This window comes from Kitasatospora sp. NPDC001540 (assembly GCF_042894345.1).
Classification (GTDB): Bacteria; Actinomycetota; Actinomycetes; order Streptomycetales; family Streptomycetaceae; genus Kitasatospora; species Kitasatospora phosalacinea_C.
Window position 1 is genome coordinate 1 of sequence record NZ_JBIAVO010000036.1, and the last position, 20747, is coordinate 20747.

Annotated in this window: 15 protein-coding genes; 9 read left to right on the plus strand and 6 right to left on the minus strand. The window is 75.3% G+C overall.

The genetic code is table 11. From position 1 onward, the window contains the following. Window positions 1-161 precede the first annotated feature (161 nt). The gene (locus tag ACFY00_RS30910; RefSeq protein WP_388035514.1) at window positions 162-2615 is read right to left on the minus strand and encodes a transglycosylase domain-containing protein; all 2454 of its coding nucleotides are present in this window, start codon (window positions 2613-2615) and stop codon (window positions 162-164) included. A gap of 350 nt (window positions 2616-2965) precedes the next feature. Further along, on the minus strand, window positions 2966-4810 hold the full coding sequence (gene htpG, locus ACFY00_RS30915) for a molecular chaperone HtpG (protein ID WP_388035517.1): 1845 nt from the start codon (window positions 4808-4810) through the stop codon (window positions 2966-2968). 224 nt (window positions 4811-5034) lie between these two features. Between htpG and ACFY00_RS30920 the strand changes: the two genes are divergently transcribed. Beyond that, on the plus strand, window positions 5035-5469 hold the full coding sequence (locus ACFY00_RS30920) for a hypothetical protein (protein WP_388035519.1): 435 nt from the start codon (window positions 5035-5037) through the stop codon (window positions 5467-5469). Window positions 5470-5511: 42 nt separating this feature from the next. On the opposite strand, the gene ACFY00_RS30925 is transcribed toward ACFY00_RS30920, so the two are convergent. Both ACFY00_RS30925 and ACFY00_RS30930 read right to left on the minus strand, forming a co-directional pair. Continuing rightward, a complete protein-coding gene (locus tag ACFY00_RS30925; protein ID WP_388035521.1) occupies window positions 5512-6234 on the minus strand; it encodes a ribonuclease H in 723 nt (240 codons plus the stop codon). Window positions 6235-6324: 90 nt separating this feature from the next. Further along, window positions 6325-7749, minus strand: a complete 1425-nt coding sequence (locus ACFY00_RS30930; RefSeq protein WP_388035523.1) for an MFS transporter — start codon at window positions 7747-7749, stop codon at window positions 6325-6327. A gap of 157 nt (window positions 7750-7906) precedes the next feature. Here ACFY00_RS30930 and ACFY00_RS30935 point away from each other — a divergent pair, with 157 nt between their 5' ends. Then, window positions 7907-8833, plus strand: coding sequence for a helix-turn-helix domain-containing protein (locus ACFY00_RS30935; RefSeq protein ID WP_388035526.1), 927 nt, complete (start codon window positions 7907-7909; stop codon window positions 8831-8833). Window positions 8834-8931: 98 nt separating this feature from the next. On the opposite strand, the gene ACFY00_RS30940 is transcribed toward ACFY00_RS30935, so the two are convergent. Continuing rightward, a complete protein-coding gene (locus ACFY00_RS30940; protein ID WP_388035528.1) occupies window positions 8932-9339 on the minus strand; it encodes a cold-shock protein in 408 nt (135 codons plus the stop codon). A gap of 487 nt (window positions 9340-9826) precedes the next feature. Between ACFY00_RS30940 and ACFY00_RS30945 the strand changes: the two genes are divergently transcribed. The 7 genes from ACFY00_RS30945 to ACFY00_RS30975 all read left to right on the plus strand — a co-directional run bounded on the left by ACFY00_RS30945 (window position 9827) and on the right by ACFY00_RS30975 (window position 19762). Then, window positions 9827-12427, plus strand: coding sequence for a cytochrome P450 (locus ACFY00_RS30945; protein WP_388035531.1), 2601 nt, complete (start codon window positions 9827-9829; stop codon window positions 12425-12427). Continuing rightward, window positions 12424-13524, plus strand: a complete 1101-nt coding sequence (locus ACFY00_RS30950; protein WP_388035534.1) for a polyprenyl synthetase family protein — start codon at window positions 12424-12426, stop codon at window positions 13522-13524. Before ACFY00_RS30945 ends, ACFY00_RS30950 begins: the two co-directional genes overlap by 4 nt. An 82-nt stretch (window positions 13525-13606) precedes the next feature. Continuing rightward, entirely contained in the window at window positions 13607-15220 is a 1614-nt protein-coding gene (locus ACFY00_RS30955; protein ID WP_388035536.1) for an ABC transporter substrate-binding protein, read from the plus strand. A 203-nt stretch (window positions 15221-15423) separates the two neighbouring features. Continuing rightward, window positions 15424-16308: an IclR family transcriptional regulator gene (locus tag ACFY00_RS30960; RefSeq protein WP_388035538.1), complete on the plus strand. Its 885-nt coding sequence runs from the start codon at window positions 15424-15426 to the stop codon at window positions 16306-16308. A 7-nt stretch (window positions 16309-16315) separates the two neighbouring features. Continuing rightward, entirely contained in the window at window positions 16316-17278 is a 963-nt protein-coding gene (locus ACFY00_RS30965) for an ABC transporter permease (RefSeq protein WP_388035541.1), read from the plus strand. After that, window positions 17275-18105, plus strand: coding sequence for an ABC transporter permease (locus tag ACFY00_RS30970; protein WP_388035542.1), 831 nt, complete (start codon window positions 17275-17277; stop codon window positions 18103-18105). The genes ACFY00_RS30965 and ACFY00_RS30970 overlap by 4 nt, the downstream gene beginning before the upstream one ends. A gap of 13 nt (window positions 18106-18118) precedes the next feature. After that, on the plus strand, window positions 18119-19762 hold the full coding sequence (locus ACFY00_RS30975; RefSeq protein ID WP_388035544.1) for a dipeptide ABC transporter ATP-binding protein: 1644 nt from the start codon (window positions 18119-18121) through the stop codon (window positions 19760-19762). 48 nt (window positions 19763-19810) lie between these two features. Here ACFY00_RS30975 and ACFY00_RS30980 read toward each other — a convergent pair whose 3' ends face one another. After that, window positions 19811-20746 (minus strand): 4-(cytidine 5'-diphospho)-2-C-methyl-D-erythritol kinase, encoded by a 936-nt coding sequence (locus ACFY00_RS30980; protein WP_388035547.1) that lies wholly within the window; start codon window positions 20744-20746, stop codon window positions 19811-19813. Window position 20747 lies beyond the last annotated feature (1 nt).

A 20747-nucleotide genomic window follows, 5' to 3' on the forward strand; every position in this document is an offset into this window, starting at 1 on the left:
TGCTCGGCCCGGAACTCCTCCAGCACCACGTGCGCGTTGGTCCCGCTGATCCCGAACGAGGACACCCCCGCCCGGCGCACCCGCTCCCCGGCGGGGGGCGGCGCCCCCCCCCCCCCCCCCCCCCCCCCCCCCCCCCCCCCCCCCCCGTCGCCGTCGGCGGGTCAGTGCGCGGAGGCCTTCGCGTAGGCGGCCCATATCCCGGCCGGGATCGCCGAGTCGGGGGCGCTCTGCGCGGCGCCGCCGACGCCGGTCAGCGGGAGCAGCTGCAGGGTCTTCAGGTCGAGCCGGAAGACGGTGACCGCGGTGGCCACGTCGCCCCGGTAGCCGACGTACCAGCCCGCCTGGTGCTCCTGGGTGGTGCCGGGCTTCCCGGCGGAGTCGGGGGCGGACGGGCGGACGTCCTTGGCGGCGCCGTCCTTGACCGCGCCGCGCAGCGCGGCGTCCACCTGGGCGGCCACCTCGGGGCTGACGGCCTGGACGGCCTTGGGCTTCTCCACCGGGATGTCGACGGCGTTGCGGCTGACGCTGGTCACCGAGTACGGGTCGGTGCGCCTGCCCTTGGCGTCGAAGGCGGTGTACGCGTCGGCGAGCCGGATCGCGCTCGGGGTGGAGTTGCCGAGCGTGTAGGCGGGGGTCAGGTCGCCCATGCTCTCGGGCAGCAGCCCGAGGCCGATCGCGGTCTGGCGGACGTTGCCCAGGCCGACGTCCATGCCGAGCTGCTGCACGGGTCCGTTGACGGACTGCTCGATCGCCGTCCGCAGCGAGACGTTGCCCCAGTTCTTGCCGCCGTCGTTGGTGGTCTTGGCCTTCTTGCCGTCCCGCCCCCAGTAGGGCCCCTCGGGGGTCCGCAGTTCGACCCCGTTGTCGCCGTTGTACGTGGTGGTGGGCTGGACGGGCGTCCGGGGGGCGTCGCGTTCGCGCTGGACGCCCTGGGCCAGGCCCGCCGCGTACACGAACGGGGCGAAGGCCGAACCGGCGGGCACGTTGACCGTGTTGGCGTTGTTGAAGCCCTGCTTCAGGTAGTCGGGACCGCCGTAGACCGCCAGGATCCGGCCGTCGGCGGCCACCGAGGCGGCACCGAGGTGGACGTTCTGGTCGGCGGGGCGGTGATCGGGGTCGAGCTTCTTCTCGGCGGCCTGGACGGCCTCGGTGAGGGCGTCCTCGCGCGGCTTCTCGAAGGTGGTGTAGATCTGGTAGCCGCCGAGGTCGAACTGGGCCGGGGAGATGTCGGCGTGGCTCTGCGCGTAGCCCTTGGCGAGGTCCACCAGGTAGCCGGTCTGGCCGTTCAGGCCGACCAGCGGCGGCACCGGCTGCGGCTCCGGGAACTCGGTGTACTTGGCCCGCTCGGACGCCGAGAGCTTGCCGATCTTCACCATCCGGTCCAGGATCCACGACCAGCGCTCCACCGCCCGGGCGTGGTTCTCCGGCCCGCTCGCCGGGTCGTAGAGCGAGGCGCCCTTGAGCAGCGAGGCCAGGAACGCGCCCTCGCTGACGTTCAGCTCGGAGACGTCCTTGCCGTAGTACGCCTGCGCGGCCCGCTCGATGCCGTAGCTGCCGCGGCCGAACCAGCTGATGTTCAGGTAGCCGCTGAGGATCTCCTGCTTGCTGACCTGCTGGTCCAGCTTGAGCGCGATGAACATCTCGTCGAGCTTGCGGGAGAAGTCCTGGCGCTGGTTGAGGTAGGCGTTCTTCACGTACTGCTGGGTGATGGTCGAACCGCCCTGGGTGTCGCCGCCCGAACCCATCCGGTAGACCGCGCGGGCGATGCCCTGGAAGGAGATGCCCGGGTCGGAGTAGAAGGTCTCGTTCTCGGCGGCCAGCACCGCCCACTGCACCTGGGTGGGCACCTGCTCCAGCGGCACGTCCTGCCGGTTGACCAGGCCGGTGCGGGCCATCTCGCTGCCGTCCGCCCAGTAGAAGACGTTGTTCTGCTGGGTGGCGAACGCGTTGAGGTCGGTGGGGATGTCGGTGGTCGCGTACATCGTGCCCGCGGCCACGAAGAGCAGCCCGAAGCCGCCGCCCACCAGCAGCAGCCACTGCCGCCAGGACGGCAGCCAGCGCAGCGCGCCGCTGCGGGCGCTGCGCGGGTAGTCGATCCGGTGCCGCCAGTCCGGCACCCAGCGGCGCCAGCCCTCGCGGTCGGCCCGCGGGTAGTTCAGCCGCCGCGTCGACCACTGCAGCCACCCCGGCGCCTCGCGCTGCCGCCGCCGGGAGCCGCCTGCGGCGGGGGTGGGGGTGGAGGTGGGGGCGGGGGCGGTGGGGGCGTCGGGGGTGGCGGATTCGTCGGGGGCGCCGTAGCCGCCGGGCGGGCCGTAGGTGCCGGAGGGGCGGTAGGTGCCGGGAGCGCCGTAGTGGCCGGCGGTGCCGTAGTGACCGGGGGTGCCGTAGTGACCGGGGGTGCCGTAGTGACCGGGGGTGCCGTAGGCGCCGGGGCCGCCGGGGGTGCCGTAGGTGCCAGGGCCGCCGGGGGTGCCGTAGGCGCCGGAGTCGGGGCCGGCGCTCCAGCCCGCAGCGCCGGCAGCGCCCGCAGCGCCCGTGCCGCGGCCTGCGTCGCGGCCCGGAACCGGTTCCGGTGGCTCTCCCCCGGCCGTGTGTTCCGGCTGGCCAGACACCATCAGTACTCCGATCCCTCGCGGGGCTTTCCCTGTCCACTGCTCAGACGCCCCAACCTCATCACACGTTTCATCGGGCCCCTAGTGATCGGCGTCACTCGGAGGGCGCCGTTCCGGGCCCGGTTCGTCATGTCCACCGGCTCGGCGGGAGGGCAACCCGCCGCATGAAGTGGGCAGTTCACCGGGCGGTTCTTGACCGGGTGCCCCGGGCCGGGGGGCGGGAGGGCCGGGAAGGAGGAATCAGATCGTGATGATGGCGGTCGAAGTGCCCAGCACTCGGACGGCCGGGCGCTCCGCGCACCGAGCGGCCCCGCCCCGGAACGAGCGGGGGCGGGGCCGCGGCCGGAGCGGGGTCAGACCGTCCGGGCCAGCCGGTCGGCCAGCAGCTTGGCGAAGCGGGCCGGGTCGGCGAGGTCGCCGCCCTCGGCCAACAGGGCGGTGCCGTAGAGGAGTTCGGCGGTCTCGGTGAGGGCCGGGTCGTCGGCGCGCTCCTCGTGGGCGGTGCGCAGGGCGCCGACCAGCGGGTGCTCGGGGTTGAGCTCCAGGATGCGCCGGGCGGGCGGGACGTCCTGGCCCATCGCCCGGTACATCTTCTCCAGGGTCGGGGTGAGGCCGTCCGCGTCGCTGACCAGGCAGGCGGGCGAGTTGGTGAGGCGGCTGGTCAGGCGGACGTCCTTGACCTCGGCGAGCGTCTCCTTGAGCCAGCCCAGCAGCGGCGCGTACGAGCCGGTGCGCTCCTCGGAGACCTCCTCGGCGGGCAGGTCGACGGCGCCGCGGGCCACCGAGCTGAACTCCTTGCCCTCGTACTCGGGGACGCCCTCGACCCAGATCTCGTCCACCGGGTCGGTGAGCAGCAGGACCTCGTAGCCCTGGGCCCGGAACGCCTCCAGGTGCGGGGAGTTCTCGACCTGGGCGCGGCTCTCGCCGGTCATGTAGTAGATCTTGTCCTGGCCGTCCTTCATCCGGGCCAGGTAGTCGGCCAGCGAGGTCGGCTCCTCGCCCGCGGTGCTGGCGAAGGAGGCGATGTCGAGGATGGCCTTGCGGTCCTCGGCCGGGTCGAGCAGGCCCTCCTTGACGGCGGGGCCGAACTCGCGCCAGAAGGTGCGGTACTTGTCGGCGTCGCCGGTCATCATCTCCTTGATCGTGGCCATCACCTTCTTGGCGAGGCGGCGGCGGATCAGCTGGATGTGCCGGTCCTGCTGGAGGATCTCGCGGGAGATGTTCAGCGACAGGTCGGCGGCGTCGACCACGCCCTTGACGAAGCGCAGGTGGTCGGGGAGCAGCTCGCGGCTGTCCTCCAGGATGAACACCCGCTTCACGTACAGCTGGACGCCGTGGCGGCCGTCGCGCTGGAACAGGTCGTGCGGGCGGCGGGCCGGGATGAACAGCAGCGCCTCGTACTCGAAGGTGCCCTCGGCCCGCAGGCTGATGGTCTCCAGCGGGTCGGCCCAGTCGTGCGAGACGTGCCGGTAGAACTCGCGGTACTCCTCCTCGGCGACCTCGGCGCGCGGGCGGGCCCACAGCGCCTTCATCGAGTTGAGGGTCTGCTCCTCGGCGCCCGGCGCCGCGGTGGCGCGGATCGGGAAGGCGATGAAGTCGGAGTAGCGCTTGACGATCCGCCGGACGGTCGCCAGGTCGGTGTAGTCGTGCAGGCCGTCCTCGCCGTCCTCGGGGCGCAGGTGGACGGTGACCGAGGTGCCCTCGGGCGCGTCCGCGACCTCCTCGACGGTGTAGGTGCCCTCGCCGGCCGACTCCCAGCGGGTGCCGGTGGGCTCGCCGGCCTTGCGGGTCAGCAGGGTGACCCTGTCCGCGACCATGAAGGTGGAGTAGAAGCCGACGCCGAACTGGCCGATCAGCTCGGCGGGTTCCTTACTCTCGCGCAGGCGGCGCAGCGTCTCGGCGGTGCCGGAGCGGGCGATGGTGCCGATCAGGCCGACGACCTCGTCGCGGCTCATGCCGATGCCGTTGTCGCGGACGGTCAGGGTGCGGGCGTCCGGGTCGACGGCGAGGGCGATGTGCAGGTCGTCGGCGCGCAGCCGCTCGTCGGTCAGTCCGGCCAGGCGCCGCTTGTCCAGGGCGTCCGATGCGTTGGAGATCAGCTCGCGCAGGAAGACGTCCTTGTTCGAGTAGATCGAGTGGACCATCAGCTGCAGCAACTGCCGCGCCTCGGCCTGGAACTCCAGCGTCTCGGTGGTCATGGGGTCCTTCCTCGCTCAGGTTCGCTCGGGTTCGCTCGGGTGACGTCACGGGTACGGGAGCAGGCGCTCGGTGGCAATGTGACACACCGGCGGCGGCCCGGACAAACCCGTGGACGGTGGGTCCAGGCCCACCCGGTCGTACGGGCAGGCCCATGTCGGGGCGGCCGCGCGCTCCGTAGCGTCGAAGGCACCACGACACCGCGAGACACGGGGAGCCCGGGACCATGAACGCCACCACCACCACCGCCGCCACCACCGACGCCGACCGCCGCACCGAGGAGGCGCTCGACACCGTCCGGACCTGCCTCACGCTGTTCGGGGCGGTCGGGGCGATCGTCCTGGCGACCGTCGCCGTGATGGCCGCCACCGGGCACCCGACCAGCGCGTTCATGTGGGTGCGCGGCGCGGTCCTGTTCCTGGCGACCTTCCTGCTGCACCGCTACCTCGGGCGCGTCCGGGCCGGGGACGCCGGGGCGTTCGACCGGCTGCGCACGCTCTCGACCGTCGCCCCGGTCGCCGTGGTCGGCGTCGACCTCGTCCCCGGGCTGTGCCCGGCCTGGTACGCCGTCCTGCAGGGCCTGTCCGCGCTCGCGCTGGTCGGGGTCGCCGTCCTCACCCGCGGGGCCGCGCTGCGGGCCGCCTTCCCCGCCGCACGGTGACGGCCGCCGGGGCCGGGGCCCCGGCGGCCGTGGGGCGCGCCCTCAGGCGTGGACGGGCGCGCAGTCGGGGTGGCCCCAGCCGCTGCCCACCTTGGTGATCGTCTCGCCCTTGCCGTAGGAGCGCCCGCACGGGCACCGGCCGGGGAACTTGGCGGCCAGCGTCCGGCCGCCGCCGCCCGTCGAACCGCGCTTCGCCGCACCGCCGTTGCCGCCGGACGCGGCGGCGGAGGACGCGGCCGGGGCGGCCCGGCGGGCGCGCGGGGCGGGGGCGGTGACCGGGTCGGGCACCGGCAGGTCGGCGGCGGTGCCCGCGGCGGACTGCTGGGTGCGGGCCGCGTCGCTGGCGGCCTTGTCGGCGATGGCGTTCAGCCGGTCGCCGTCCACCTGGTGGGCGGGCACGTAGACGAACTCGACGTCGCGGCCGGTGAGCAGCGCGTCGATCCGCTGGATCAGCTCCTGGTTGGCGACGGGCTTGCCCGCCGCGGTCTTCCAGCCGTTGCGCTTCCAGCCGTGCAGCCACTTGGTGACCGCGTCCCGGGTGTAGGTGCTGTCCAGGCGCACCTCCAGCGGGGCCGCCGGGTCGGTGGCCTCCAGCAGGCGCAGCAGGGCGGTCAGCTCCCCGACGTTGTTGGTGTTGCGCCCCAGTGCGCCGGACTCCCAGCGCTGCGGCGCGCCGTTCCCGTCCGCGACCACGTAGGCCCACCCGGCGGGCCCCGGGTTGCCCTTGGCCGCTCCGTCGCAGGCGGCGATGACTCGTTCAACCATCCCTCGATCATGCCAGCCCGCGCCCACGTCCCCGTCCCGCCCGCCCCTCCCGCTGCGGGAGGGGCGGGCGGGACGGTGCAGCCCAGCCGGTCAGGAGGCGCGGCGGCGGAGGAGGCCGGTGCCCAGGACGCCGACCAGCACCAGGGCCGCGTTCACCAGCACGGCGAGCGTGACGCCGTCCAGGACCGCCGCGGCGGACGGGTGGGCGCCCGCCCGGGCCGCGACGACCGCGCTCATCACCGGGGTGCCCACGGTGATGCCGATCTGCTGGGTCATCGTCGCCAGGCCGGTGGCCAGACCCTGCTCGCGGTCGGGCAGGCCGGAGGTGGCGGTGACCATGAAGCCGACGATCACGTACATGTTGCCGACGCCGCCGACGAAGGTCGCCGCGAGCAGCAGCCCCAGCGAGGAGTGGCCCGGGCCCAGCAGCAGCAGCGCGGCCGTGGCGGCGGCCTGCACCAGGCCGCCGGCCACCAGGGCGGCGCGGGTGCCGGTGGCGGCGATCAGGCGGGCCGCGGTGGCGCCGCCCAGGACGGTGCCCAGGCCCAGGACGCCGAAGGACAGGCCCGCGGCCAGCGCGGAGAAGCCCAGCACCTCCTGCAGGTAGAGGGTCAGCAGGAAGACCAGCGAGGTCTCGGTCAGGAAGGCGATCAGCCCGGCCGCGTTGCCCCACACCACGCTGCGCCGCCGCAGGATCGCCACCGGCACCAGCGGCGCCGCGGCCCGCCGCTCCACCGCCAGGAACACCAGCAGCAGCGCCGCGCCCAGGGCCAGGCCGCCCAGCGCGAGCGGGTCGCCCCAGCCCGCCGCACCGGCCCGGGTCAGGCCGTACACCAGGGACAGCAGGCCCAGCGTGACGGAGAACGCGCCCGGCACGTCCAGCTTCGGGCGGGCGTCCGGACGGCTCTCCCGGATCACGCCCGGGGCGACCAGCAGCACCGCGAAGGCCACCGGCACGTTCACGAAGAACGCCCAGCGCCAGGACAGCAGGTCGGTCAGCACCCCGCCGAGCACCGCTCCGGTGGTGAACCCGGCCGACATCAGCGCCCCGTTCAGGCCCAGCGCCCGGTCGCGCAGCGGGCCCTCCGGGAACGAGGTGGTCAGCAGCGACAGCCCCGCCGGGGTGACCGCCGCCGTGGCCAGGCCCTGCGCCACCCGGGCCGCGACCAGCACCGCCGGTCCGGTCGCCAGTCCGCCCACCAGCGAGGACGCCCCGAGCACCGCCAGGCCCAGCAGGAACAGCCGCCGCCGCCCGAACAGGTCGGCGACCCGCCCGAACAGCAGGGTGAACCCGGCCGCGGACAGCGCGAACGCCGTCCCGATCCACTGCAGTTGGCCCAGCGGGAGGCCCAGGCCCCGGCCGATCGCCGGGAGGGCCACGTTCAGGATCGAGAAGTCCACCGCCAGCATGAACTGGGCGACCAGCAGGACCAGCAGGACGATGCGCTGACGCTTCGTCAATCTCGTTGTGCTGTTTGAGCGTTGGCGTTCTCCGGGCATTGTCTCCGTCGCCATGGCGGGCCTCCCTCTCGATGCTGCTCCGCGGTTGTGCGGTGACGAGGAGGAGACTGCACCGACCCGGGGGACCCACCCAGACCCCTGCGGAAGGTAGCACCGGCAGGGATACCCTGCCCCGGCCGCGCGGCCGCCCCGCACCGGCACACTGGACGGCATGGAGACCTCGACCGACCTCGGCGCGTTCCTGCGCAACCGCCGCGCCCGGCTGCGCCCCGAGGACGCCGGGCTGACCCCGTACCCGGGCCGCCGGCGGGTGCCCGGGCTGCGCCGCGAGGAGCTCGCCCTGCTCGCCGGGGTCAGCGTCACCTACTACACCCGGCTCGAACAGGGCCACAGCGCCAACGCCTCCGACGGCGTCCTGGACGCGCTCGCCCGCGCCCTGCGGCTCTCCCCCGACGAGCGCGCCCACCTCTACGACCTGGCCCGGCCCTCCCGCGTCCGGCGCGCCCCGCAGCACCGGCCCGCGAGGGTCCGGCCCGCGACCAAACACCTGATCGACGCGATGCCGCTGGTGCCCGCCGTCGTCCTGGACCGCGGCAACGACGTCCTCGCCTGGAACGCCCTCGGCCACGCCCTGCTCGCCGGGCACCTCGACCCGACCTCACCCGACCGGCCCGCCGACCGCCCCAACCTGACCAGGCTGCTCTTCCTCGACCCGCACACCCGCGAACTCCACAGCCGCTGGGACGAGGACGCCCGCACCGCCGTCGCCGCCCTCCGGCTCGCCGTCGGCCGCCACCCCGAGGACCACCGCCTGGCCCGACTCGTCGGCGAACTCGCCATCCAGAGCCCCGAGTTCGCCGCCCTCTGGGCCCGCCACCCGGTCCGCGACTGCACCGTCGGCACCAAGTCCTTCCACCACCCCCTGGTCGGCCCGCTGGAGCTCGACTTCGAGAGCCTCCCCCTCTCCGACGGCACCACCCACCGCCTCCTCCTCCACACCCCCGCCCCCGCCACCCCGTCCGCCGCCGCCCTCGCCCTCCTCGCCACCACCCTCACCGCTCCGACGGGGGAACCCGGACGGGTACGGGCGGCGGGGGCGGGGACGGCGGCAGGGCGCGAGGACGGCGACGGCGGCTGAGGGCGGACCGGAGAGCGGGGCCCCGCACGTGGAACCGCCCCCGACACCCGGCCCCGGGGAGGCCGGGGCGGGAGCGGGGGCGGGGTGCGCGGGCTGGGTCAGCCGATCCAGCCGTGGCTCTTGGCGAGCTGGAGCATGGCGGCGCGGACCTGGAGGATCTGGGTGCCGGTCAGGGACGGGGCGGCCTCCAGGAGGGCCTCGGTGACGTCGTCGAGGTAGTCGTCGGAGGCGAGCTGCTCGTCGTCGTCGACGGGGCGGACGGCGCGTTCGGCGAGGGGAGCGGCGGGGGCCTTGGGGTCGACGCCGGGGGCGAGCTGGACGGAGGAGGCCTTGGGCCCGCGGTCGCCCTCCTCGATGTCGAAGACCACGGCGAGGCCGGTGCGGATGTAGGACTCGGGGATCAGCAGGTCGTTGACGTGCAGGAAGACGTCCTCCCCGCCCTGGTCGGGGGCGATGAACCCGTAGCCCCGAGAACCGTCGAACCGCACCACGCGACCGGCGACCATGCCAACCCCCAGACACCTTCCGGGCCCCTTGCCCGCAACCTGGGCCCGAGGATAGTCGGGCCGCGGCGGCGTGGCGAACCCGGCCGTTCGGGGAGTGGTGGGCCGGGCGTCACCGGGCGGTCGCCGGGGCGGGGCGGCGGGGGCCCGGGCGAGCGTTCCGCACGGCGGAACGGTCGGTGTACAACGGCGAATCGGCCCTCGTAGCATCCCGGTCAACGGAACGCTCTCCGAGGGGAAGACCCGCATCATGAAGCCCTGTGCCCGGACGGTGAAGGCCCTGCGCGCTGCCGCGTGCCGCCGCTGTCCGCGCCGCCGCTGTCCGCGCTGACCACGCGCGCCGGACATCCCCGCTTCGCCCTCCCCGCCCCGCTCCCCGCTCCCCGCCCTCTCTCCGTCCCCCTTTTCCGGTGCCGCCGGCCGCCCGCCGTGGCCGTGCCGCCCTCGTCGCCGTTCCCGCGACTCACCCCTGCCCGAGGATTGGATTCGCATGCCGGTGCACTCCCGTGTGGAAACCGTCGAGTTCTTCCTGCCGGAACTCCCCCGCCTCCTCCCCTACGCCTACCACCCGCAGGCCGCGCAGATCGAGATCGCCTCGAACGGCTGGATCCGCCGCCTGCTCGCCGACACCTTCGCGGACGAGGACGCCCTGCTGTTCTTCCTCCGCCAGCGCAACGGGATCTACGGGCCGCTGACCGTCCCGCACGCCACGTACCAGCGCGCCCTGGACATCGCCGACTGGTACCAGTACGTCACCGTCATCGACAGCTTCGTCTCCGACCGCACCGCGCTGGGCTCCAGCGCGCGGGCCGCCCGCGAGGTGTTCGCCCGGATCCTCGGCGACTTCGAGGGCGACGTGGAACCGGACCCGCAGTTCCCGTACGGGCGGGCCGGGCAGGACCTGTGGCGGCGGATCAGCCCGGGGCTGAGCGAGAGCCAGGTCAAGCGGTTCGCGGCCAGCCTGGAGGCGTTCCTGCGCGGCTGCGCCACCGAGATCCAGGCGAAGGTCGACGACGCGGTGCCCGACTACGAGACCTGCATGGCGGTGCGGCTGGACAGCTTCGGCTGCGACTTCATCGAGCTGATGACCGAGTACGGCACCGAGACCGACATGAGCGAGCTGCTTCCCCGACTGGACGAGGTGCACCTGCACTGCCGGCGGCAGATGATCATCATCAACGACCTGCTGTCCTGGCGGAAGGAGCACGCCCAGGACGACAAGATGACCGTGGTGCGCGTCCTGACCGAGGGCCAGGGCCTCGGCCTGCAGGACGCCGTGGACCGGCTCTGCGCCCTGGTCGAGGAGCACGAGCGGGCCTACATCGCCGCCCGCGACGAACTCCTCGCCGGGCCGCTGGGCGAGCGCGAGGACGTGCGGCGCTACCTGCGCGGCCTCGATCACCTGATGGGCGGCAGCCAGGAGTTCGAGTACCTGACGCCGCGCTACTTCGGCGACGGCTCGGCCTGGGACGGCACCACCTCCGGCTGGGTCGACCTCAACGCGCCGGTCACCCGCTTCCGGCCCGAGCCCTACCCGGCGGCCGCGGCGGAACCCCCGGCGGGGCCCGTGGAGCCCGCCGAGCCCGCGGAGCCCGCGGGGCTCCCGGCGGCGGAGGCGGCCGCGGCCCGGCGGCTCGCCGCCGCCGGGGAGCGGGTGCCGGAGCGGCCCGCGGCCCGGACGGCGGGGCGGGACGGCAAGGACGGCAAGGGCGGGTGGAAGGTGGTGGCGGCCCGGGGGGCGGTGCCGGTGCTGGGGCACGCGCTGCCGCTGTGGCGGCGCCCGCTCCGGTTCCTGGCCGAACTGCCGGGCGACGCCGACCTGGTGGAGATACGGCTGGGCCCGAGGCGGGCGTACCTGGCGCACAGCCAGGAGCTGGCGCAGCAGGTGCTGACCGATTCGCGGACCTTCGACAAGGGCGGCCCGCTGTTCGAGAAGGCCCGGCTGCTGGTGGGCAACGGGCTGGTGAGTTCGGAGTGGGAGCCGCACCGGCGGCAGCGCCGGCTGCTGCAGCCCGCGTTCCACCCGTCCCGGGTGCCGGGGTACATCGCGCTGATGGGCGAGGAGATCGAGGAGGAGCTGGCGTCCTGGCGGCCGGGGAAGGCGCTGGACGTCAGCGAGGTGATGCACGGCCTGACGCTGAAGATCACCGCGCGGACGATGTTCGCGACCACCGCGGACCGGCGGGCGATCGACGAGGTCGCGTACTGCATGCCGGTGATCATGCGGGGCGTCTACAAGCGGATGATCGCACCGCTGGGCCTGCAGGAGCGGCTGCCGACCGCGCACAACCGGGACTTCGAGCAGGTCCGGGTCCGGATGCGGACGCTGATCCGGGAGACCCTGGAGAGGTACCGGGCCCAGGGCTCCGAGGACACCGGCGACCTGATGTCGATCCTGGTCAACGCGCGCGACGAGCAGACCGGGGCCGGACTCAGCGACGAGGAGATCCACGACCAGGTGATGACCCTGCTGATCGGCGGCACCGAGACCACCGGCAACACCATGGCCTGGGCCTTCCACCTGCTCGCCACCCACCCCGAGGTGGAGGAGAGGCTGCACGCCGAACTGGACACCGTCCTGCAGGGCCGCACCCCCGGCTTCGCCGACCTGCACAGCCTGCCCTACACCGGCCGGGTGCTGACCGAGACGCTCCGGCTCTACCCGCCCGCCTGGCTGCTCACCCGCACCGTCACCCGCGACACCGAACTCGCCGGACGCCCGCTCGCCAAGGGCTCGATCGTCCTGTACAGCCCGTACGCGCTGGGGCACAACCGCTCGGTCTACCGGGACCCGGAGCGCTTCGACCCGGACCGCTGGCTGCCCGAACGCGCCGCCGAACTGCCGCGCAACGTCAACCTGCCGTTCGGCGGCGGCAGCCGCAAGTGCATCGGGGACAGCCTCGGCCTGGCCGAGACCACCATCACGCTGGCCGGCATCGCCTCCCGCTGGCGGCTGCGCGCGGTGCCCGGCGTCCGGGCCGGGACGGCGGTGCCCCGGGCCTCGTTGGGCACCGGCCCGCTGCCGATGCTCCCCGAGCCGCGCGGCGCGGCCGCCCGCACCGACGCCCTCGCCGGGGCGGTGGCGCAGTGAACGACATCCGCATCGGGCCGACCGCCCGCCCCGACGCCCTCGACCTGCTGCCGCTGGACGGCGCCGACGTCCTGCGGACCCTGGAACTCTGCCGCGACCTGGTCACCCCCGCGCTGCGCGAGGCCGTCTCCGGGCTGCCCCCGGACATCGGCCGGGCCGTCGAGTACACCCTCGGCTGGCGCAGCGTCGAGGGCCTCCCGCAGCAGGCCGGCGGCAAGGCGCTGCGCCCGGCGCTGGCCCTGCTCGCCGCGCAGGCCGTCGGCGCGCCGCCGCGCAGCGCGGTGCCCGCCGCCGTCGCGGTCGAACTGGTGCACGTCTTCTCGCTGGTGCACGACGACATCATGGACGGCGACGAGCAGCGGCGGCACCGGCCCTCGGTCTGGAAGGCGTACGGGGTCGGCCCGGCCGTGCTGGTCGGCGACGCGCTGCTGGCGCTGGCGCTGAACTCGCTGGCCCGGGCCACCAGCGGCCGGATCGGCGCCGCGGCGCTCACCTTCCTCTCCTCCTCGCTGGTCGAACTCGTCGCCGGACAGGCCGAGGACATCTCCTTCGAGGACCGGCCGTGGACCGGGCAGCGGGCGGTGACCGTCGCCGAGTACAACGCCATGGCCGACCGCAAGACCGCCTCCCTGCTGGGCTGCGCCTCCGGGCTCGGCGCCCTGCTGGGCGGCGCCGACGCCACCCAGGTCGCCGAACTCACCCTGATGGGGCGCCACTTGGGGCGCGCCTTCCAGGCCTCCGACGACCTGCTCGGCATCTGGGGCGACCCGGACGTCACCGGCAAGCCCGTCTTCAACGACCTCCGGCAGGGCAAGAAGACCCTCCCGGTGATCGCCGCGCTCGGCTCCGCCGCCCCCGCGGCCCGGCTGCTCGCCGCCCTGCTCGGCACCGGCGAGGGGCCCGGCGTCAGCGACGAGCAGGACCTGCGGGACGCGGCCGAGCTGATCGCCGCCGCGGGCGGCCGCTCCTTCGCCGCCGAGGCCGCCGCCCGGCACCTGGAGCAGGCCACCCGGATCATCACCGGCACCGCCGTGGAGAGCGGCGCCGCGCACGCGCTGGCCGCGATCGGCCGGTTCGCCGTCCACCGCAGCCACTAGGCCCTGTCCGGCCGCCCCGCACCTCCGCCCCCCGTACATCCGCACCCCAGAGAACGGCTCGACCCTGATGAGAAGCAGAACCATGCCCGGCGCCTCCCGGCGCGCCCTCCCCGCCGTGCTGTCCGTCGGCGTGCTGGCCCTGGCCGCGTGCGGCTCGCCGGGCGCCGGTGGCGGCGGCGGGGCGGGGGCCGCCGGCACCCCCCGCAGCGGCGGCACGCTGACCTACGCGGTCGGCACCGACGTGCTGTGCGCGGACCCGCAGCAGGCCGGGAACGGCGACGAACTCGCCGCGGCCCGCGGCCTGGTGGACTCGCTCACCGCCCACGACCCGGACAGCGGCAAGCAGGTCCCGTGGCTGGCGAGCTCCTGGGAGGTCGGCGAGGGGGCCCGCAGCTTCACCTTCCACCTGCGCACCGGGGTGACCTTCAGCGACGGGACGCCGCTGGACGCGCAGGTGGTGAAGGGCAACTTCGACAACGTCGCCAAGCTGGGCGCGCACGCCGTCCAGGCCACCAGCTACCTGGCCGGGTACCGGAGCACCACCGTGGTCGACCCGCAGACCGTGCGGATCGACTTCGACCAGCCCAACGCCAAGTTCCTGGAAGGGACGTCCTCCCCGAGCCTGGGCCTGGTCGCGGCCGCGACGCTGGCGAAGTCGGCCGCCGACCGGTGCAGCGAGGGCGTGATCGGCTCCGGCCCGTTCACCCTGGAGCGCTTCACCCGCAACCAGCAGGTGGTGGAGACCCCGCGCAAGGACTACGCCTGGGCCGCCGCCAACGCCGCGCACCAGGGCCCGGCGTACCTGTCCTCGCTGGTGTTCAAGGTGGTGCCGCAGGACGGGGTGCGCTCCGGCGGCCTGCGCTCGGGCCAGTTCGACGCGATCGGCGCGGTCGGCCCGCAGGACCGGCAGCCGCTGCGCGCCGCGGGCTACCAGTTGCTCACCCGCGCGGTGCCCGGCCTGGTGTACAGCCTGAACGTCAACGTCGCGCGGCCCGCGACCGCCGACCCGGCGGTGCGCACGGCGCTGCGACTGGCCCTGGACCGGCAGCAGATCGTCGACACCGTGCTGGGCGACGGCAGCAAGGCCGCCACCAGCGTCCTGGCCTCGACCACCCCCGGCTACACCGACCTGGGGCCGAAGCTGGCCGCCGACCCCGCGGGCGCCGCCCGGCTGCTGGACGGCGCGGGCTGGACGAAGGGCCCCGACGGCATCCGCGCCAAGGACGGGGCCCGGCTGACGCTGGTCGCCGTCTGGTTCGGCGGGGCCGGGCCGGTGCAGACCAGCCTGGAGCTGGCCCAGCAGCAACTGAAGGCCGTCGGCGTGGAGTTGACCCTCCGCCCGATCGCCATCGCGCAGGCGATAGCGACCTTCAAGGCCGGGGACTACGACCTGATCGACGGCCAGGGCTCCAACGCCGACCCGGACATCCTGCGCACCTACTACAACCCGCAGGGCCTCAACGTGGTCCGGCTGCCCGCCGGTCCGCTGCAGGACCTGCTCAACTCCCAGGCCACCGAGGCGGATCCGGCGGTGCGCGCGCAGCAGGTCGGCAAGGCCCAGCAGCAGCTGGTCGACGACGGCTACGCGATCCCGCTGTACGAGGCGACCGGCGTGGTCGGGCTGGCCCCGCGCGTCCACGGCGTGAGCTTCGACGCCGCCTCCCGGCCGCAGTTCCACGACGCCTGGCTCTCCTGAACCACCCCGCGCCCGGACCGGGCACACCCGAACCACCCGGAACACGCGCACCGTCCGCACCCGGCGCCCCGGAAGTACACAACTGGATTGCTACACACCGCAGTTCGAACATATCAGCGATGTGAACAGTTCATTGAACCGCCTCCCGCCCGCGCCCGGCGTGGTGACCTGGCCCGACCCGCTACCGACACGGAGTGTGACCCATGAACGCCACGGTGAAGTCCGCGGTCCGCGCGGCGGCCACCGCCGAGGGGATCGGCCCGGAGCCGCACGGCGCCGTGGCCAAGTCCGTCCTGGTCCTGGACACCCTGCCCGGCGACGGCAACTCGATCGGCCTGGCCGAGATCGCCCGGCGCACCGGACTGCCCAAGACCACCGTCCACCGCATCCTCGGCATCCTGACCGGCCTCGGCCTGGCCGGGCGCCACCCGACCGGCTACCGCCTCGGCGACCACATACCCGACCTGGTCAAGGAGACGCCGTGCGTGCGCACCACCGAACTGCGCGAACGGATGCTCCCCTACCTGCTGGACCTGCACCGGCTGACCGACGAGGCGGTGCACTTCGGGGTCCTGCGCGACCAGGGCGTGCTCTGCCTGGAGCGGCTGCACGGGCACCGCAGCGCCCCGCTGCCGGTCCGGGTCGGCCGGGTGCTGCCCGCGCACGCCACCGCGCTGGGCAAGGTGCTGCTGGCCTTCACCGACGAACCGGCGCACGCGCACACGTCCGCGCCCGCGCCCGCGCCCGCGTCGGCGTCGGCTTCGGCGTCCGCGTCCGCGTCCGCGCAAGGGAGCCGCCAGGGGCCCGAGTTGGCGCCCTTCACCGCCCGCACCCTGACCCGCACGGCGGCGCTGGCCCGCGAGCTGGCGACCGTCCGCACCCGCGGGATCGCCCTGGACCACGGGGAGTTCCGCCCCGAGGTGCACTGCCTGGCCGCGCCCGTGTGGGGGCCGGGCCGGGTGCTGGTCGGCGCGGTGTCGACCAGTTGGCCCGCGAACCGGCTCTGCGTGGAGGAGGCCGGTCGGCACGTCCGGCTGGTCGCGCACGCCGCCTCGCGCGCCCTCGGCTCGCTCTCCGAGGCGGCCTGACCCCGCCATGACCCGCTACCTGCTGCGCCGCCTGGCGCACACCGCCTTCGTCCTGTGGGCGGCCTTCACCGCCTCCTTCGTGCTGCTGTTCCTGCTGCCCGGCGACCCGGTCGCGACCATGGTGCTCGGCGGCGGCGGATCGGCCGCCCTCGACGCCGCCCAGGTCGCCGCGCTGCGGCACGCGTACGGCTTCGACCGGCCGGTGCCCGCCCAGTACCTGGACCGGCTGCTGCACGCCCTGCACGGCGACTTCGGCAGCTCGGTGCAGAGCGGCGAACGGGTCGGCGCGCTGATCGCCGACGCGCTCCCGCAGACCGCCCAGCTCACCGGCGCGGCCCTGCTGCTGGCCCTGCTCGGCGGCGGCGCGCTGGCCCTCGCCGGGGCGTGGACCCGCAGCCGCCGGCTGGCCCGGCTGCTCGACGCGGCGCCCGCCCTCGGGGTGTCCGCGCCGACCTTCTGGACCGGTCTGATGCTGATCCAGTTCGTCTCCTTCCGGCTCGGCCTGTTCCCGTCCGTCGGCGCGGCCGGACCGGCCGGGCTGGTGCTGCCCGCGCTCACCCTGGCCCTGCCGGCCGGCGCGGTGCTGGCCCGGGTGTTCACCGGCAGCCTGCGGGCCGCCCTCGGCGAGCCGTACGTCACCACCGCGCGGGCCAAGGGCGCCACCCGGGCCCGGGTGTACTTCGGGCACGCCCTGCGCAACGCGGCGGGCGCCCCGCTGGCCCTGCTCGGGCTGCTGGTCGGCGAGCTGCTCGCGGGCTCGGTGGTCACCGAGACGGTGTTCTCGCGCGGCGGCCTGGGCCGGGTGACCGCCTCGGCCGTCGCCACCCAGGACATCCCGGTCGTCCAGGGCCTGGTGGTGCTCGGGGCCGCGGTCTTCGCCCTCGCCAACCTGGCCGTCGACCTGGCCCAGCCGCTGGTCGACCCGCGGCTGCTCGTCCGCGCCGCCGCCCCGCGGAGCGTGACCGCGTGAGCCTGCTGACCGCCACCTCGGTCCGGGTGCGCTCCGCCGGTGCGGGCGCCCTGACGGCCGCCGGGTACCTGCTGCTGGTGCTGGCCGCGGCCGTCGCCCCCGGCCTGTTCACCGACCGCGACCCGCTCGCCGCCCGCCCCGCCGACCGGCTGCTGCCGCCCGGCTCCGGGCACCCGTTCGGCACCGACGAGCTGGGCCGCGACCTGTTCGCCCGGGTCGTGCACGGCACCGCGCTGTCGCTGGAGGCCGCCGCGATCGCCTGCGCGATCGCCCTGGTGCTGGGCACCGCGCTGGGCCTGCTGTCCGGGGCGCTCGGCGGCCGGGTCGACGAGCTGCTGATGCGCGCCACCGACGTGCTGCTGGCGATCCCCTCGCTGCTGCTGTCGCTGGCCCTGGTCACCGCGCTGGGCTTCGGCACCGTCAAGGCCGCGGTCGCGGTCGGCGTGACCTCGGTGGCCGGGTTCGCCCGGATCATGCGGGCCCAGGTGCTGCGGGTGCGGGCCGCCCCGTACGTGGAGGCGGCCCGGGCGGCCGGGTCCCGGTGGCCCGCCGTCCTGCTGGGGCACGTCCTGCCGAACGCCTGGGGGCCCGTCCGCGGCTTCGCCGCCCTGCAGTTCGCGACCAGCCTGCTGTCGGTCTCCTCGCTGGGCTTCCTCGGCTACGGCGCCGCGCCGCCCGCCCCGGAGTGGGGCTCGCTGGTGGCCGCCGGACAGAACTGGTTCGCCTCCGCCTGGTGGCTGAGCACCCTGCCCGGGCTGACCGTCGCCGCGACCGTGCTGGCCGTCAACCGGCTCGCCGCCGCCCTGCCGGACGCGGAGAGACCTTGAACGAGGAGAGAGCGTGACCGACCACCCGCCCGCCCTGCTGTCCGTCCGCGCGCTGACGGTCTCCTACCGCGTCCGCGGCGGACCGCCGGTCACCGCCGTCCGGGACGCCTCGCTGGACGTCGCCCCCGGCGAGGTGGTCGCCCTGGTCGGCGGCTCCGGCTCCGGCAAGTCGACCCTCGCGCACGCCCTGGTCGGCCTGCTGCCCGCCGGGGGCCGCCGCGAGTCCGGGCAGGTGCTGTTCGACGGCACCGACCTCGCCGCGCTGCCCGAACCGCAGCTGCGCGCCCGGCGCGGACGGGACCTCGCGCTCGTCCCGCAGGACCCGCTGACCTCGCTCAACCCCGTCCAGCGGGTCGGCCGCCAGGTCGCCGAGGTGCTGCTGCTGCACGGGCTCGCCGACCGCGAGCGGGCCCCCGCCCGCGCCGTCGAACTCCTCGACCTGGCCGGGGTGCCCGAACCGGAGCGCCGCGCCCGGCAGTACCCGCACGAACTCTCCGGCGGCCTGTGCCAGCGCGTCCTGATCGCGATCGCGATGGCCGGCGGGCCGCGGCTGATCGTCGCCGACGAACCCACCAGCTCGCTGGACGCCCTCGTGCAGCGCCGCGTCCTGGACGAGCTCGGCGAGCTCACCCGGCGCTCCGGCACCGCCCTGCTGCTGGTCACCCACGACCTCGGCAGCGCCGCCGAACGCGCCGGGCGGCTGGTCGTGATGTCCGGCGGCACCGTCGTGGAGAGCGGCCCCACCGAGCAGTTGCTCGAACGCCCCGCCCACCCGTACACCCGCGAACTCCTCGCCGCCGCGCCGGGTCTGACGCCCCGCCGGTACGCCCCGCCGCGGCCGGTGCCGACCGTGCCGCTGCTGGCCGCCCGCAACCTGGTGCACGTCTTCCCCGGCGCGCCCGCGCCCGCCGTCGACGGGGTCGGCTTCGAGATCGGGCGCGGCGAGACCTTCGCCCTGGTCGGCGAGTCCGGCTCCGGCAAGTCCACCACCGCCCGGCTGGTCGCCCGGCTCGCCCGCCCCACCGGCGGCGAACTCCACTTCGACGGGCGCGAGTTGACCACCCTGCGCGGCGCCCCGCTGCGCGGGCTGCGGCGCCGGATCCAACTCGTCCAGCAGAGCCCGTACGGCTCCCTCGACCCGCGGCACAGCGTCGCCCGGATCATCGGCGAACCCCTGCGCGCCTTCCGCACCGGCGGCCCCGGCGCCGCCGGGCGCCGCGCCCGGGCCGCCCTGGTCGCCGAGATGCTGGAGCGGGTCGCGCTGCCCGCCGACACCGCCCACCGGCGCCCCGCCGAACTCTCCGGCGGCCAGCGTCAACGGGTCGCCATCGCCCGCGCCCTGGTGCTCCGCCCCGACCTGGTCGTCTGCGACGAGCCGGTCTCCGCGCTCGACGTCACCGTGCAGGGCCAGATCCTGCAACTGCTCGCCGACCTGCAGGCCGAACTCGGCGTCGCCTACCTGTTCATCACCCACGACCTCGCCGTGGTCCGCCAGATCGCCCACCGCGTCGGCGTCCTGCGCTCCGGCCGCCTGGTCGAGACCGGCGACGTCGACACCGTCCTCACCGCCCCCACCCACCCCTACACCCGCGAACTCCTCGCCGCCGTTCCCGGCCCACCGAAACCCACCGCCACCGCCCGGCGGACCACTGCCTGAGCCCCGGCCTCCACGAGCACGCACCTGAGGAATGGATGTTCCGTCAACTCACTTGGCAGCAAAGGAGGTGCGCACGACGCTCGCGCCCGGCACCGGCCCCGTGGCCGTCCAGGCGCGGTGGCAGGTGCCGGAGGTGGTGAGGGCGGCGGCGATGCGGGCGGCGGCGGGGGCGTCCGCGGCGAGGAAGGCGCAGGTGGGGCCGGAGCCGGAGACCGTCGCGCCGAGGGCGCCCGCCGCGGTGCCGGTGCGGAGGGTGGCGGCCAGGGCGGGGCGCAGGTGGAGGGCGGCGGGCTGGAGGTCGTTGCCGAGGGCGGCGCCGAGCGCGGCAGGGTCGCCGGTGCGCAGGGCGGCCAGGACGGCGGGGTCGGCGCCGAGGGTGCGGGGGTGGCGGGGGCGGAGGCGGTCGTGGGCGGCGTAGACGGCGGGGGTGGGGAGCGGGCCGTCGGCGGTGGCGAGGACCCAGTGGAAGGGGCCGGCGGCCGGGAGCGGGGTGAGGCGGTCGCCGCGGCCGAGTCCGAGGGCGGCGCCGCCGAGCAGGGCGAAGGGCACGTCGCTGCCCAACCGGGCGGCCAGGCGGTGGAGTTCGTGGGACGTGCTGCGGGTGTCCCAGAGCGTGGCGCAGGCCAGCAGCGCGGCGGCGGCGTCCGCGCTGCCGCCCGCCATGCCGCCCGCGACCGGGATGCGCTTGTCGATGTGCAGGTGGACGTCCGGGCGGAGGCCGTGCCGCGCGGCGAGCGCGGTGGCGGCGCGGGCGGCGAGGTTGTCGCGGTCGAGCGGGACGCCGGCGCCCTCGCCCGCGACGCTGAGGGTGAGGCCCTCGCCGGGGGCGGCGGTGACCAGGTCGTGGCGGTCGACGGCGAGGAAGACCGAGGCCAGCGGGTGGTAGCCGTCGGCGCGCCGGGCGCCGACGGCCAGTTGCAGGTTGACCTTGGCGGGCGCCCGGACGGTGACGGTGCCCAGGACGGCGGTGGCGGCGGTCTCCACC